Here is a 13,326-nt window from a genome sequence, read left to right as displayed (position 1 = left end):
CGGCAGTTCGAACTGCCGATCATGCACCGGACTGCCGATCGCACGGGCGGGGGCCGCCGCGCGCGCCTACAACCTCGCGCGCATGCTCTCGCACACCCCGTGGACGCCCTTGAGCGCGTACGTGCGGCCACCGGCGCGGAGCGTGCCGTCGTACCGGCCGAACATCTGGAAGTAGTCGATCGCGAAGAGGCCGAGCTGGTGCACCACGTGCTTGCGCCCCTGCGGGGTGAAGGTGGCGTCGAGGCGGCCGTCGGCGGAGGTGATCCGCCACGGCGTGGTCTCCGGGTCGCCGGTCGGCGTGAACGTGACGTCGGCGAGCGGCTCCACGCCGTCGGCCGCCCAGATCCCTGACTCCTCCTCCTGGCCCGGCACCTCGGGCCGGTCGGCGAAGTTGGCGCCGACCGGCCCGTCCGGCATCGGGAACGCGAAGGTGCCCCAGATCCACCGCGTGCGGTAGGGGAGGAGGGAGCGGTGCTCGTCGAGGATGGCGAGGTCGCGCCGCGGGTCGAAGACGATCTCGCGGTCGCCCGTACGCAGGCTCCCGCTCACCGGGTACAGAGCCTTGTGCGTGTACAGCCGGTTGCGCCCGCCGGGCAGCACCGAGCTCACCGACAGCGGGGCGGACGCGCCCGCGTGGTGCAGCACCAGCTCACCCGTGAACGCGGGCGCCGTCGCGGTGGCGTCGATGTCGATGCGGACGACGTGCCGCGCGTCGGCCTCGGTCTCGGGCGTGTCGAGCTCGTACCGGATGCGGTAGCCGGGCCGGTCGAACGACATCTCGCGCCCGTAGAAGCCGGCGGGCAGGCGGAGCGAACCACCACGGGCGTTCGCCGCGTGCTCGAACCGGGTCCCGTCCGTCCGGTGAGCCACGTAGATCTCGGAGCTCGCGAGGTAGTGGGCGTCCTGGATGATCATCGACGAGGCCCACTCGGGATGGACGAGCGTGAAGCCCACCCACTCCTTGAGGCGCAGGCGGCGCAGCGGGCGGGCGAGAGGGCCGAACTCGGCCAGGGGGTCCACGCGCGCCGGCCGGGTGGTGAACCGGCCGTACAGGCGTGTCCGTCCGTCGACGACGTTGTCGGGAGCGTTCATGGCGACACAGTAGTCGCGGCGGGGCTTGCCCGCGGACACCCGGAGAGCCAGGGTCGAGATACCCTGCCGGGGTATCTGAGCGACCACCACCGACGCCGCGGGCGTCACGGCTCAGCGGGCGCGTCTCACGACGCTCGCAGGGCCCTGACGGTGAGGGTGGCGAGCGCGACGCCGAGCGCGGCAGCGCCCACCACCCACCACCGGTCGGCCACGAAGATCGAGGCGACGACCAGGCCGACGCCGAGGCCGCCGAGCACGCCCAGACCGAACAGCGACCGCGGACCGAGCCCGAGCCGCGGGAGCCGGACGATCAGGGCGACCTCGAGCCACGTGCCGCCGACGGCCAGCAGCGTCGCCCCGGCGGCGTCGAGCCAGGACAGCCCGTGCAGCGCGTTGATGGGGACGACCACCCCGCCCTCCCCGGAGGCAGGCATCCCGAGCAGCACGAACCCGGCGGCGATGAGCCCGAGGGGGACAAAGAGGATCATGTGCTCACGGTAGTGGGGCGTCCTCCGCTGTGGATATGACAGTGGCGACAACCCCGGGACGGGATTGTCGCCACTGTCATACCCACAGCTGAGCCGGCGAGCCGGCGGACCTGCCCGAGGGCAGGGAGCGTCAGCTCTGGTTGGAGGTCTGCTCCTGCATCTGAGCGTTCTTGGTCGCGTTGCGGCCGGCCTCGCGCAGCGACTCGGCGGCCTTCTTCAGCGCCGTCTTGTGCTGGCTGTTCCACTCGTTCTTGAAGCGCTCCGCGTCCGGGCCCTTCCAGGAGACCGACTCGACCTGCGCCGAGACCTGGTTCACGATCTGGTCCACCTCTTCCGCCTTCTGGGTCAGACGCTGACCCAGCTCGCGAACCTGCGAAACATTCAGACCCCACATGCCGCCATCAGCCATGATGTACTCCCTCAGTCAGGGCCGCCCCCTGCGGGCGACCGGCTTCCATGACCCGTACTCAACCAGACGGCGGGCAGAAGCGACATGGGGAGGACTACCCACCGAGCTCCTGGGCGAGGAGCTCGAGGGTCGCGACGCGGCCGGGGGTCGCGTCGAGCGGCTCGCCCTCTCGCGACCCGGCAGCCGGGACCAGCATGACCTCGCCGACGCCGTGCCGGGCGGCGAGCCGCCGCACCTCGGCGGCGGCGCCCGCGGGGTCGGCCACCAGCCAGCGGGCCCGCATGGCCTCGACCGCCTGGTCGATCATCGGGTCCGCGGGCGCGGCGAGCGCCTCCTCGACGGTCTCGAGCCGGCCGAGCGGCCGGCCGGAGCGCAGGCGAGCCATCTGCCGCAGCTGGGGCAGTGCGCGTTCCCGTGCCTCGGCCTCGGTGGCGGCGACCACCGTGTTGAGCGTCAGGAAGGTCTCGGGCGTGGGGTGTGCCTCGCTCGGCCGGTAGCGGTCGCGGTACAGGGCGAGGATCTGCTCGAGACCCTGGCCGGAGAAGTGGTTCGCGAAGACGTACGGCAGGCCCATCTCGGCCGCGAGGCGGGCGGAGAAGTCCGACGAGCCGAGGAGCCACACGGTCGGCACGGACCCGGCGGCGGGAGTGGCCCGCACCTCGTACAGGTCGCCGGTGCCGAGGCGGAGGGAGGCGCCGTCGGGCCCCAGGAGGGCGAGGATGTCGGTGACGTGCTGATCGAAGCGGTCCACGTCGGCCGTGGGGCCCGTGGCCCGCAGCAGGGCGGTGACCACCGGGTCGCTGCCGGGCGCACGCCCGAGCCCGAGGTCGATGCGGCCGGGCGCGAGCGCCTCGAGGGCGGCGAACTGCTCGGCGACGACGAGCGGCGCGTGGTTGGGCAGCATGACGCCGCCCGACCCGACGCGGATGCGCGAGGTCCGTGCCGCTGCGGCCGCGATCATGACGGGGGGCGTGGACGCGGCGACGGCGGCCATGTTGTGGTGCTCCGCGAACCAGTAGCGGGTGAGGCCCAGCCGGTCCGCGGCCTGGACCAGGTCGAGGGACGCGGCCAGCGCCTGGGCGCTGGTCTGGCCGGTGCGGACGGGAACGAGGTCGAGGACGGACAGGCGCGGGGCCGGCCCTGCAGGTGCGGTGCTCATCGTCTGGCTCAACCCCGCCGGGTGCCTCGCTGTTCCGCGTGGGCGGGTGAGGCCTGGACGGTAATCTTCATGGCATGGCGGCCCAGCGCATCACCTCTCGGAACGCCCGCTTCCAGCTGCTCCAGACGCTGCTGACGAACCGCACCAAGCGGGGTCGGGCGGGCGAGTTCATCGTGCAGGGCGTCCGCCCGATCACCCTCGCTCTGGAGCACGGCTGGACCGTGCGCACGGTCCTCTACGACGCCGACCGGCGCCTCTCGGGCTGGGCGCAGGACGTCCTGAGCGCGAGCCGGGCCGAGCGGATCGCCCTGTCGCACGACCTCCTGGCCGAGCTCGGCGAGAAGGACGACGGCGCCGTGGAGGTCCTCGTGGTCGTCGCGATGCCCGACGACGACCTGGCCCGCCTCCCCGTCCATGACGCCTTCTGCGGGGTCGTGTTCGACCGGCCGACGCAGCCCGGCAACATCGGCAGCATCGTGCGGTCGGCCGATGCGTTCGGCGCGGACGGGCTGATCGTCACGGGCCACGCGGCCGACCCCTACGACCCCCGGTCGGTGCGGGCGTCCACGGGTTCGCTCTTCGCCGTGCCGGTGGTGCGCTCGCCGTCGCACCGTGAGGTGCTGGACTGGCTGGCGACGGAGCGCGCGGCCGGGCGGCCCGTGACGGTCGTCGGCACGGACGAGGGCGGGGACGCGGACGTCTTCGACGCCGACCTCACGGGTCCGGTCCTCCTGCTGGTGGGGAACGAGACCGTGGGGCTCACCGCCGCCTGGCGGGAGGCCGCCGACGTCACGGTCAGCATCCCGATGACCGGCGCGGCGAGCTCCCTGAACGCGGCCAACGCGGCGTCCGTGGTGCTGTACGAGGTGCGCCGCCAGCGCCTGGCGGCGGCGCGCGGGGCCTGAACCGCCGCGGACGGGGCGACCGGCTGCCCGAGCGACGCCCTCCGTTCAGCCCGCGCTCGGGCTCCGTTCACGGACATCCGGGACTTTAGGTGCATGAAGCTCACACGCTCGCCGCGCACCGCCGCGCAGACCGTCGGTGCAGCCCTCGCAGCGACCCTCGTCCGCGGCCAGGACCCGCTGACGAGCGACGTCTGGAGCGACCGGGGCGCCTGCTGAGGGCGGCACGGGGAGGCGGGCGAACCCCGCCTCCCCGTGCGCCGCACCCGTGCGCCTGACGAACATCTGGTGAGAACGTGGCGACCGGGTGACTCTTCTTGACACATCGTGACACGGTCTCGTGCGACCGCCCCCGAACCTGCAATGATCCTTGGGTGTCTCTCGATGTGCGCCTTGCTTCTGAAACCGATGTCGACATCGTGGTCGGCCTCTTCCGGAACTACCTGAAGTTCTACGGACAGGACGTTCCCGACGGTCCTGTCCGCGAGTACGTCACCGCCCGCCGCGAGGCCTCGGACAGCGTGGTCCTGGTCGCCGAGCTGGACGGCGAGGTGGTCGGGTTCGCCCAGTCCTACCCGACGTGGTCGTCGGTCAGCCTCGGGCCCGTGTGGGTCCTCAACGACCTGTTCGTGGACCCGGCGATCCGGGGGTCGGGCGCCGGGCGGGCGCTGGTGCGCGAGACGTGCGCCCGCGCGACGGCCGCGGGCGCGGTCCGGGTCTCCCTCGCCACGGCGTGGGACAACATGGCCGCGCAGTCCCTGTACGAGTCGGAGGGCTTCGTCCGCGACGCGGACTTCATCCACTACGCGTACGTGACGGGCGCGTAGGAGCCGTCCGCCGTCGTGCACCTCGGGCTGCCGGTGACGCTCTCCTGCGGCAGAGTCGACACGGCACGAACCGACGGAAGGAGCACGCGTGGCGTACGACGACGCACCCTGGTGGACCCGATCGGTGGTGTACCAGGTCTATCCCCGGTCGTTCCAGGACTCGGACGGCGACGGCCTGGGCGACCTGCGAGGCGTCCTGCAGCGGGTGGACCACCTGGCCGAGCTGGGCGTGGACGTGCTGTGGCTGTCGCCGGTGTACCGCAGCCCGCAGGACGACAACGGCTACGACATCAGCGACTACCAGGACATCGACCCGGTCTTCGGCACGCTGGACGACTTCGACGCGCTCGTCGCGGCGCTCCACGAGCGCGGCATCCGCCTCGTCATGGACCTGGTGGTGAACCACACCAGCGACGAGCACGCGTGGTTCGCGGAGTCGCGGTCGAGCACCGACAACCCGAAGCGCGACTGGTACTGGTGGCGCCCCGCCCGCGACGGCATGGTCCCGGGCGCACCGGGCGCCGAGCCCACCAACTGGGGGAGCGCGTTCTCCGGACCGGCCTGGACCTTCGACGAGGTGACCGGCGAGTACTACCTCCACCTGTTCAGCCGCAAGCAGCCGGACCTCAACTGGGAGAACCCCGAGGTGCGCCAGGCGGTCTACGCCATGATGCGCTGGTGGCTCGACCGGGGCGTGGACGGGTTCCGGATGGACGTCATCAACCTCATCTCCAAACCGGTCGGCGAGGACGGGTCGCTGCCCGACGGGACGCCTGGGCCGTACGGTCTCGCGGGCCTGGGCGAGTCGGCGCACGGCCCCCGCCTGCACGAGTTCCTGCACGAGATGCACCACGAGGTCTTCGTCGGACGCGACCCGCGGCTGCTCACGGTGGGGGAGACGCCCGGCGCCACGGTCGAGGACGCGCGCCTGTTCACGGACCCGGCGCGGCAGGAGATCGACATGGTGTTCACGTTCGAGCACGTCGACCTCGACCACGGCCTGGGCGGCAAGTTCGACCCGCGGCCCCTTCGCCTGACCGACCTCAAGGCCGTGCTGGGCCGCTGGCAGGCCGGGCTCGCCGACGTCGGCTGGAACTCCCTCTACTGGTCCAACCACGACCAGCCGCGAGCAGTGTCGCGCTACGGCGACGACACGGTGTACCGGCGCGAGTCCGCGACGATGCTCGCCACGGTGCTGCACCTGCACCGCGGCACGCCCTACGTGTACCAGGGCGAAGAGATCGGCATGACGAACGGCGCGTTCACGTCGTTCGAGCACTACCGCGACATCGAGGTGCTCAACCACATCACCGACGTGCGGGACCGCGGCTACCAGGACGACGTTGAGCTGCTCGCGGCCCTCGCGCCGCTGAACCGGGACAACGCCCGCACACCGGTGCAGTGGGACGCGTCCGAGAACGCGGGCTTCACCACGGGCACGCCCTGGATCGCCGTCAACCCCAACAACCTCGAGATCAACGCCGAGGCCGACAAGGCCGACCCCCGGTCGATCTTCCGGCACTACCAGCGGCTCATCGAGCTGCGGCACAAGGAGCCGGCAGTCGCCCTGGGCGACTTCACGATGCTGCTCGCCGGCCACGAGCACGTCTACGCGTTCACCCGGGCGTTCGAGGGCACCGAGCTGCTCGTGCTCGGCAGCTTCTCGGGCGAGGAGCAGTCGGTCGAGGTCGGCGAGGAGTGGTCGGACGACGCCGGGGCCGAGGTCGTGCTCGGCAACTACGAGCCGCCCGCCTGGGTGGGCGGCGACGGCCGCATCACGCTGCGGCCGTGGGAGGCGGTGGTGCGGAGGCGCCGGGCTTAGGACCGGTCCCCCTCGATCATGGCGCCCCGCCACCAGGCCACGAGTGCGTCGGCCAGGGTGCGGTCGGCGTCTTCGTCCGGTGAGAGCCGGAAGTGGGACTCCCGCTCGTGCACTATCACGTCGCGAAGGAACCCTGCGTCTCTGCCGTCGTACAGGTGCCTGAGCAGAGGCCCGGCCATGCAGTCGTACTCGTCGTGCGAGATGTCTGCGACGCCGATGGCGTCCCACTCGAGGAGGAGCGCCCTGACTCCTGCGAACTGAGCGATGTGGTGGTCCATGCAGGTCATTCTTGTCGAACGCCAGTGAGCTCAACGTCCGGCGAGCGCTTGCACTGTCTCGATCGTGTCGGCCTCGGCGGGTGCTTTGTCGTCGCGGTAGCGCAGCACGCGCGCGAAGCGCAGGGCCAGGCCGCCCGGGTAACGGGTGGAGCGCTGGAGGCCGTCGAAGGCGATCTCGACCACCTGCTCGGGCCGGAGGTGCACCACGTGGCCCTCGCGGTGGGTCTCGAGCTCGAGGAACCGCCGTGTCTGCCACTCGAGCATCGCGTCCGTCATTCCCTTGAACGTCTTGCCCAGCATCACGAAGCCGCCGTCCGGGTCGCGCGCGCCCAGGTGGATGTTGGACAGCCAGCCCTGACGCCGGCCAGAGCCCCACTCGACGGCCAGCACCACCAGGTCCAGCGTCTGCCGCGGCTTCACCTTGACCCACCCGGCGCCGCGCCGGCCCGCCGCGTACGGGGCGTCGAGCGACTTGACCACCACCCCCTCCTGGCCCTCGCGCAGCGCTCCGGCGAAGAACTCCGCAGCCTCCGCCGGGTCCGACGTGAGGACCCGGCGGACCGTGCGGCCAGGCGCCACGCGGTCCAGCACGGCCAGGCGCTCGCCGAGCGGCGCGTCGAGGAGGTCCTCGCCGTCGGCGTGCAGCACGTCGAAGAAGAACGGGACCAGCTCCAGGCGGGCGGCGAGGTCCGCCTCGGCGGACGGGGATGGTGGGTCGGCGGAGGCCGCAGTGGCGGCGGCGCCGTCCGACGCCGAAGCCCGCGTGGCCGAGCGCGCTGCCGTCTCCTGGAAGGGACGCGGCACGCCGTCCGGGCCGAGCATGAGCGCCTCGCCGTCGAGGACCAGCGGGTCCGACGGGAGCGCCCGCACCGCGCCGACGATCTCGGGCGTCCGGTCGGTGATGTCGTCGAGGGACCGGGTGAACACACGCACGTCGTCGGCGCGGCGGTGCACCTGGATGCGGATGCCGTCGAGCTTGACGTCGATGCAGGCCTGCTCGGGCGAGACGGCGGCCGGGTCGATGCCGAGCTTCGTGAGGGCCGCGCCGACGTCGGGCGCGGACTGCGCGAGCATGGGGCGGACCGGGCGTCCGGGCTCGAGCCGGAACCCGGCGAGCGTCTCGGTCACGTCCCTGCCCCCGACGGCGGAACCGAGCGCCGCCCGCGCCACCGGCCCGGACGCTCCGCGCAGCATGACGGCGCGGCGGACGGCGTCGGCGGGGGCGCCCGCGGCGTCGGCCACCGCGTCCACGACCAGGGAGTCGAGCGCGCCCTGCCGCAGCTCACCAGCCACGAGCCCGCGGAGGAATGTCTGCTCGCGCTCGGTCGCGGCGCCGAACAGGCGCGCGGCCGCGGCGGCCCGGGCCGTGTCCGAGCCGGTGCCGGAGAGCCCGGCCATGGACTCGAACGCGGCGTCGACCTCGGCGACGGTGAGCGTCGGTTCGGCCGCGGGCTCGGGGAGGGCGCGGAGAGACGCCCAGCCGAGCCCGGTGCGCCGCTGGCGCAGCTCGCCGGACAGGTAGGCGACGACGATCTCGACGTCGTCGCCTACGGCCGCGCCGTCGCCGGCGTCCGCGCCCGCGGCCCCGCCCGTGCCGTCGCCGGCCGCCGCTTCGGCCGCCGCTTCGGCTGTGCGCCGCAGCAGGTCCGCGATCGCCGCCCGCTTGGCGAGGCGCGAGCGGGTGGCGGCGACGGCGTCGGACGTGGCGGCGACCTCGGCGAGGAGCATGCTCCCATCGTGGCGGCGGGGCGGCGCCCCCGCCAGAGCGCACGTGATCGGCAATTCGTAGCGTGATCGGCAGTTCGAACTGCCGATCACGCTACGAATTGCCGATCACGCGCCGCGGCGCGGGCGCGCGGGCGCGGCGCGTGATCGGACAGGTCCGTGCGCACGATCTCGTCGAAGCCGAACACCTCCGGCCCGGCGATCTCGACGGTCGCGGAGTCCGCGATCCGGCCCAGGAACTCCAGGAACTGCGTGGACCGCACGATCGACCAGGCGGCCCCGGAGGACCGGACCAGGTCCTCCTGCACGACCTTCGCCCGCATGTACCCGGAGTCGATGACGTCGGTGCCAACGATCGAGAGGACCACGTGGTGCTGCACGCCGGCCGCGGCTTCGGCGTCGAGCAGGTTCTTCGTCGACGTGCGGAAGAAGCGCGTGACGTCCTCCTCGGCGAACGACGGCGAGTTGCTGAGGTCCACGACCACCTGCGCACCCTCCAGGGCCTCGGCCACCCCGGCGCCCGTCACGGTGTCGACGCCGGTCTGGGGGGAAGCGGCGACGACGTCGTGCTCGTGCTCGAGGTTCTTGACCACCTGGCTGCCGATGAGGCCGGTCCCGCCGATGACGACGATCTTCATGGGGTGCTCCTTCGTTGCTCACGACGTGCCGGACGGCCCGTCGGAACTACGACCGGGAGCACCCCGGATCTGTGACGAACGCCCGCTACACCACGCCCGCGGTGCCCAGCAGGGAGCCGATCGCGAACGTGGCGCCGAGGGCCAGCGCGCCGCCCACCACGACCCGGAGAGTGGCCCGGAACCGCGGGCTGCCGCCGATCCAGGCGGCGGTGGCGCCGGTCGCGGCGAGCGCCGCCAGCACCACCACGAAGGTGACGAGCACCTTCGCGGGCTCGGGCACCACGAGGATCGCGACGAGGGGGAGGATCGCGCCGGCGGTGAACGCGACGGCGGAGGCGATCGCCGCGTGCCAGGGGCTCACCACGTCGTCGGCGTCGATGTTGAGCTCGGCGTCGAGGTGGGCGGCGAGCGCGTCGTGCGCGGTGAGCTCGGTGGCGACCTGGCGGGCGGTGGCGGAGGAGAGGCCCTTGGCCTCGTAGATCGCGGCGAGCTCGGCCAGCTCCTCCTCGGGCATCTCGGCGAGCTCGCGCCGCTCCTTGGCGATGAGCGCCTTCTCGCTGTCGCTCTGGCTGCTCACCGAGACGTACTCGCCGAGCGCCATGGAGATGGCGCCACCGACGAGGGCCGCGAGGCCCGCGGTGAGGATGGCGGCATGCTGCGACGTGGCTCCGGCGACGCCGACGACGACGGCCGCCACGGACACGATGCCGTCGTTCGCACCGAGCACCCCCGCGCGGAGCCAGTTGAGCCGCTGGGCGAGACCCGCCGCGTGGGGTTCCCCGGTGTGGAGCTGGGCGTCGGTCGACATGCCCCCAGCCAACCAGGGGTGACGGGCCTTTTCCAGCGAGGAGAGCCTTGCCTCAGCACCGTCGCCGGCGGGACGGTGGGTCCGGCGGCACGGTGGGTCCGGCCGGGCGGTGGGTCAGCCGGGCGCGCCCACCAGGGCGTCCGCCGTGGCCGTCCGGGCGTACAGGACCGAGCGCCCGGCGCGGTGCGCGCTCACCAGCCCGGCGTCCCGCATCGCCGTGAGGTGCTGCGAGGCGCCCGCCGCGGTGAGTCCCGCGCGCTCCGCGAGCTGGGTCGTGGAGGCGGGGGAGTCGAGCTCGGCGAGCAGCACGGCGCGGCTGCGGCCCAGCACCGCGGCGAGGGTGTCGAGCCGCCCGGCGCGCTGCGGCTCCCAGACGGTGCCCGCGCCGCGGGCGGGGTAGGCGAGCTGGGGCGGGTCGGGCGGCGTCGAGCGGGTGAGCACCCGGTCCCGGGCGAACACCGAGGGCACGAGGACGAGGCCGGGGCCGGAGCCCGCCTTGGTGACGCGGCAGCTGCGCTGTACGAGGTTCAGCGACCCCTCGTCCCAGCGCACGCTGTCGTGCAGCTCGTTGAGGACGTGCGCGGCCCCGAGCCCGGCCACGGAGCGGGCCCGCTGGAACACGTCGGCCTCGAGCACCGTCCGGATGCGCGACCACCACGGCGCGATCGCGAGCTCCCAGTAGCGCTCCACCTCGTCAGCGACCTGGTCGAGGGTGGCCGCGGGGTCGGCGAGCAGCGCAGCCCGGCGTCCGGCGGGGAGCCCGTGGTACTGCTCGAGCGTGTCGAGGTCGGCCTCCAGGTGCGCCGCTGGGGTGGCCCGCACCACGGCGAGCTCGTCGGCGAGGCTGGGGAACGCCGTCGCGGGCAGGGGGTTGAGCAGGTCGGCCAGGAAGCTGTCCGGCGGCACGAGGTCCGCGAGGCGGCCCGTGTCGAGCCCCGCAGACCGGACCAGCGGGCGCACCCGGGCGGCCCACCGGTCGTACGGCGCCGGGACGGCCGACAGCATCAGGAGCCGGAAGCTTGTGACGACCTCCCACATCGGGGACACGGCGAAGCGGGTGCGCGCGACGTCGTCGGCGGTGAACGGGACCTGGACGTCCATGGCTGCTCCGTGGGTTCTGGCGGGTCGCACGACGCGGGCCGCTCGGTTGGATTCAGTCATACCTTAATCATTCGGTCGGTGGGTGAGGCGCCTCCAGGCTCGGGGCATGCTCACCTCCTACCGCGGACTGCCGCCCGTCGTCTGGACCGTCTTCGCCGGGACGGTCATCAACCGTCTCGGGTACGTCGTGGTCCCGTTCCTCGTCTTCTTCCTCGGCGACCGGGGGATCGCCGACAGCAGCATCCCCGTCATCCTCGGTGCGCTGGGCGTCGGTGGGCTCGTCGGCCCCGTCGTCGGCGGCTACCTGGCCGACCGGCTCGGCCGCCGGGCCGCGCTCCTGGTCTCGCTCCTCGGCGCGGCCGCCGCGCTCGGCCTCCTCTACGTGGCCCCCGGCGCGTGGACCATGGCGGCGGCCGCGCTCCTCCTCGGGTCCGCGTCGTCGTCCGGCCTGCCCGCCGCCAGCTCGATCCTCGTGGACGCCACTCCCCCCGAGCTGCGCCAGCGCGCCTTCGCGCTGCAGTACTGGGGCGTGAACCTCGGCACGGCCGTCGCGGGCGTGCTCGGCGGCTACCTCGCCGAGCGCGGGTACGGGCTGCTCTTCGCCGTCGACGCCGTCACGTTCGTCGTCTTCGCGGTCATCGTGGCGGTGCGCCTGCCGGACCTGCCGCGACCGGCGGCCGACGGCGCCGGCGGGGGGCGTGCGGCGGGCGGCGTCGGCTACGGCGTGGTGCTCCGCGACCGGCTCCTGCTCGTGCTGCTCGTGGTCCTCGGCGCGCAGCTCTTCGTCTACTCGCTCACCGAGTCGGTGCTCCCGCTCGCCGTGCGCGACGCCGGCCTGCCGCCCAGCGTCTACGGCACCCTGGCCGCCGTGAACGCGGTGGTCGTGGTGCTGCTCCAGCCGTGGGCGGCCGCCCGGGTGGCGAACCTCCCGCAGCTGCCGACGCTCGCTGCGGCGGGCCTGCTGGTCGCCGTCGGCGTGGCGGCCACCGGCCTGGCCCGGACGCCGCTCGTCTTCGCGCTGACGGTGCTGGTGTGGTCGGTCGGGGAGGTGGTTGCCGGCGGGGTCGCCGCGTCGGTCGTGGCCAACCTCGCCCCGGCGCACGCCCGAGGCCGGTACCAGGGAGCGTTCCAGTGGACCTGGGGCGTGGGCCGGTTCGCCGCCCTCACGCTCGGCGTCGCGCTGCACACCAGCGGCGCGGCGGTGTGGTGGCTCAGCCTCGCCGTCGGGCTGCTCTCCTCGGTGGCGCTCCTGCTCCTGCGCGGCCGGATCGAGCGGCGGCTTGCGGCGCCCGACGACGCCCCGGTCCCGGCTCCCGCCGAGGTCCCGGCTTCCGCCGAGGCCTCCGCGACCAGGTAGCTGTTCCCTGTCTGCGCCCCGGACGGGGAACAGCCACCTGGTCGCCAGCCGGCGGCCCGGCCCTACCGGCCCAGCACCAGCATCTCGTCCGCGCCCCGCTGGAACTCGTACGGCACCCGGCGCACCTCGGCCGTGCGGCCCTCCGCGCGGAACCGGTCGAGGAGGCGCGGGAGGAACGGCACGGGCTCGCCGGCGCCCTGGAGCACGAGCGGGAACACCCGCACCTCGCGCGCCACGCGCAGCAGGTCGGTCAGGGCGGCGTGGTGCCAGGCCTCGTCGAACGTGTCGTCCGCCCAGGTGAAGAGCAGGTGGGAGCAGACGGCGAGGTCGAACGCGTCGTCGGCGAACGGCAGCGCGGGCAGGCCGCCCGGGACGTAGGTGCCCGGGTGGGCGGCGAGGTCCGCGAGGAACGCCTCGCGCGCCTCGTCGCGCAGCGCCTGGCGGCCCTCGGGGGAGCCGTACCAGTCCCAGGTGAACCGGTCGGCGTGGGCGTCGATGAGCGCGGCCCCGCCGGACAGCGAGCCCTCGACGGCGGCCCGCAGCGCGTCCAGGTCCGCGTACGCGGGGTCGACGGCGGTGACTGTCCCGCCGCCGGCGTTCACCGCCGCGGCGAAGCCCGACGCGCCTGCCGAGCAGTCCAGGACCCTGCCCCCGAGGTCCGCGTCCGTGAGGTCGAGGAAGGCGCGGTACTCGGCGAGGTGTCGTGAGGTGACCAGCATG

The 13,326-nt window shown here is 73.5% G+C and carries 15 protein-coding genes; 5 read left to right on the top strand and 10 right to left on the bottom strand.

What is annotated here, in order from left to right:
* Positions 1-66 precede the first annotated feature (66 nt).
* From D1350_RS13385 to D1350_RS13370, 4 genes are all read right to left on the bottom strand, one after another.
* Positions 67-1,092, bottom strand: coding sequence for a DUF2804 domain-containing protein (locus tag D1350_RS13385; protein ID WP_125776521.1), 1,026 nt, complete (start codon positions 1,090-1,092; stop codon positions 67-69).
* 125 nt (positions 1,093-1,217) lie between these two features.
* Positions 1,218-1,580, bottom strand: coding sequence for a hypothetical protein (locus D1350_RS23775; protein WP_164545168.1), 363 nt, complete (start codon positions 1,578-1,580; stop codon positions 1,218-1,220).
* A gap of 130 nt (positions 1,581-1,710) precedes the next feature.
* Positions 1,711-1,989: a WXG100 family type VII secretion target gene (locus D1350_RS13375; RefSeq protein ID WP_125773494.1), complete on the bottom strand. Its 279-nt coding sequence runs from the start codon at positions 1,987-1,989 to the stop codon at positions 1,711-1,713.
* 94 nt (positions 1,990-2,083) lie between these two features.
* The gene (locus D1350_RS13370; protein ID WP_125776519.1) at positions 2,084-3,148 is read right to left on the bottom strand and encodes an LLM class flavin-dependent oxidoreductase; all 1,065 of its coding nucleotides are present in this window, start codon (positions 3,146-3,148) and stop codon (positions 2,084-2,086) included.
* A 74-nt stretch (positions 3,149-3,222) separates the two neighbouring features.
* Here D1350_RS13370 and D1350_RS13365 point away from each other — a divergent pair, with 74 nt between their 5' ends.
* The 4 genes from D1350_RS13365 to D1350_RS13355 all read left to right on the top strand — a co-directional run bounded on the left by D1350_RS13365 (position 3,223) and on the right by D1350_RS13355 (position 6,699).
* Positions 3,223-4,053: an RNA methyltransferase gene (locus D1350_RS13365; RefSeq protein ID WP_125776518.1), complete on the top strand. Its 831-nt coding sequence runs from the start codon at positions 3,223-3,225 to the stop codon at positions 4,051-4,053.
* A gap of 93 nt (positions 4,054-4,146) precedes the next feature.
* Entirely contained in the window at positions 4,147-4,269 is a 123-nt protein-coding gene (locus D1350_RS24760; protein WP_276313740.1) for a hypothetical protein, read from the top strand.
* Positions 4,270-4,424: 155 nt separating this feature from the next.
* Positions 4,425-4,877 (top strand): GNAT family N-acetyltransferase, encoded by a 453-nt coding sequence (locus D1350_RS13360; RefSeq protein WP_240644085.1) that lies wholly within the window; start codon positions 4,425-4,427, stop codon positions 4,875-4,877.
* Between the two features lie 88 nt (positions 4,878-4,965).
* Positions 4,966-6,699, top strand: coding sequence for a glycoside hydrolase family 13 protein (locus tag D1350_RS13355; RefSeq protein ID WP_125776517.1), 1,734 nt, complete (start codon positions 4,966-4,968; stop codon positions 6,697-6,699).
* Here D1350_RS13355 and D1350_RS13350 read toward each other — a convergent pair.
* The 5 genes from D1350_RS13350 to D1350_RS13330 all read right to left on the bottom strand — a co-directional run bounded on the left by D1350_RS13350 (position 6,696) and on the right by D1350_RS13330 (position 11,309).
* On the bottom strand, positions 6,696-6,977 hold the full coding sequence (locus D1350_RS13350; RefSeq protein ID WP_125776516.1) for a hypothetical protein: 282 nt from the start codon (positions 6,975-6,977) through the stop codon (positions 6,696-6,698). The genes D1350_RS13355 and D1350_RS13350 overlap by 4 nt on opposite strands.
* 30 nt (positions 6,978-7,007) lie before the next feature.
* A complete protein-coding gene (locus tag D1350_RS13345) occupies positions 7,008-8,705 on the bottom strand; it encodes an ATP-dependent DNA ligase (RefSeq protein ID WP_125776515.1) in 1,698 nt (565 codons plus the stop codon).
* 86 nt (positions 8,706-8,791) lie between these two features.
* Entirely contained in the window at positions 8,792-9,340 is a 549-nt protein-coding gene (locus D1350_RS13340; RefSeq protein ID WP_125776514.1) for an SDR family oxidoreductase, read from the bottom strand.
* A gap of 85 nt (positions 9,341-9,425) precedes the next feature.
* Complete coding sequence (locus tag D1350_RS13335; RefSeq protein WP_125776513.1) at positions 9,426-10,148, bottom strand: VIT1/CCC1 transporter family protein; 723 nt, start codon at positions 10,146-10,148, stop codon at positions 9,426-9,428.
* A 114-nt stretch (positions 10,149-10,262) separates the two neighbouring features.
* Entirely contained in the window at positions 10,263-11,309 is a 1,047-nt protein-coding gene (locus D1350_RS13330; protein WP_206074532.1) for an ArsR/SmtB family transcription factor, read from the bottom strand.
* 46 nt (positions 11,310-11,355) lie between these two features.
* Here D1350_RS13330 and D1350_RS13325 point away from each other — a divergent pair, with 46 nt between their 5' ends.
* Positions 11,356-12,606, top strand: a complete 1,251-nt coding sequence (locus D1350_RS13325; protein ID WP_125776512.1) for an MFS transporter — start codon at positions 11,356-11,358, stop codon at positions 12,604-12,606.
* A gap of 62 nt (positions 12,607-12,668) precedes the next feature.
* Here the strand turns inward: D1350_RS13325 and D1350_RS13320 are convergent, their stop codons facing one another.
* The gene (locus D1350_RS13320) at positions 12,669-13,325 is read right to left on the bottom strand and encodes a hypothetical protein (protein WP_125776511.1); all 657 of its coding nucleotides are present in this window, start codon (positions 13,323-13,325) and stop codon (positions 12,669-12,671) included.
* Between the last annotated feature and the right edge of the window lies 1 nt (position 13,326).

The organism is Antribacter gilvus, from assembly GCF_003946865.1.
Classification (GTDB): domain Bacteria; phylum Actinomycetota; class Actinomycetes; order Actinomycetales; family Cellulomonadaceae; genus Antribacter; species Antribacter gilvus.
This window is presented reverse-complemented; position numbering and strand designations above follow the sequence as displayed.

Coding starts and splice junctions, on each gene's coding strand:
- D1350_RS13340 (WP_125776514.1), bottom strand. CDS start 9,340: ATGAAGATCGTCGTCATCGGCGGGACCGGCCTCATCGGCAGCCAGGTG.
- D1350_RS13350 (WP_125776516.1), bottom strand. CDS start 6,977: ATGGACCACCACATCGCTCAGTTCGCAGGAGTCAGGGCGCTCCTCCTC.
- D1350_RS13345 (WP_125776515.1), bottom strand. CDS start 8,705: ATGCTCCTCGCCGAGGTCGCCGCCACGTCCGACGCCGTCGCCGCCACC.
- D1350_RS24760 (WP_276313740.1), top strand. CDS start 4,147: ATGAAGCTCACACGCTCGCCGCGCACCGCCGCGCAGACCGTCGGTGCA.
- D1350_RS13335 (WP_125776513.1), bottom strand. CDS start 10,148: ATGTCGACCGACGCCCAGCTCCACACCGGGGAACCCCACGCGGCGGGT.
- D1350_RS13385 (WP_125776521.1), bottom strand. CDS start 1,092: ATGAACGCTCCCGACAACGTCGTCGACGGACGGACACGCCTGTACGGC.
- D1350_RS13330 (WP_206074532.1), bottom strand. CDS start 11,309: ATGACTGAATCCAACCGAGCGGCCCGCGTCGTGCGACCCGCCAGAACC.
- D1350_RS13375 (WP_125773494.1), bottom strand. CDS start 1,989: ATGGCTGATGGCGGCATGTGGGGTCTGAATGTTTCGCAGGTTCGCGAG.
- D1350_RS13370 (WP_125776519.1), bottom strand. CDS start 3,148: ATGAGCACCGCACCTGCAGGGCCGGCCCCGCGCCTGTCCGTCCTCGAC.
- D1350_RS23775 (WP_164545168.1), bottom strand. CDS start 1,580: ATGATCCTCTTTGTCCCCCTCGGGCTCATCGCCGCCGGGTTCGTGCTG.
- D1350_RS13325 (WP_125776512.1), top strand. CDS start 11,356: ATGCTCACCTCCTACCGCGGACTGCCGCCCGTCGTCTGGACCGTCTTC.
- D1350_RS13365 (WP_125776518.1), top strand. CDS start 3,223: ATGGCGGCCCAGCGCATCACCTCTCGGAACGCCCGCTTCCAGCTGCTC.
- D1350_RS13320 (WP_125776511.1), bottom strand. CDS start 13,325: ATGCTGGTCACCTCACGACACCTCGCCGAGTACCGCGCCTTCCTCGAC.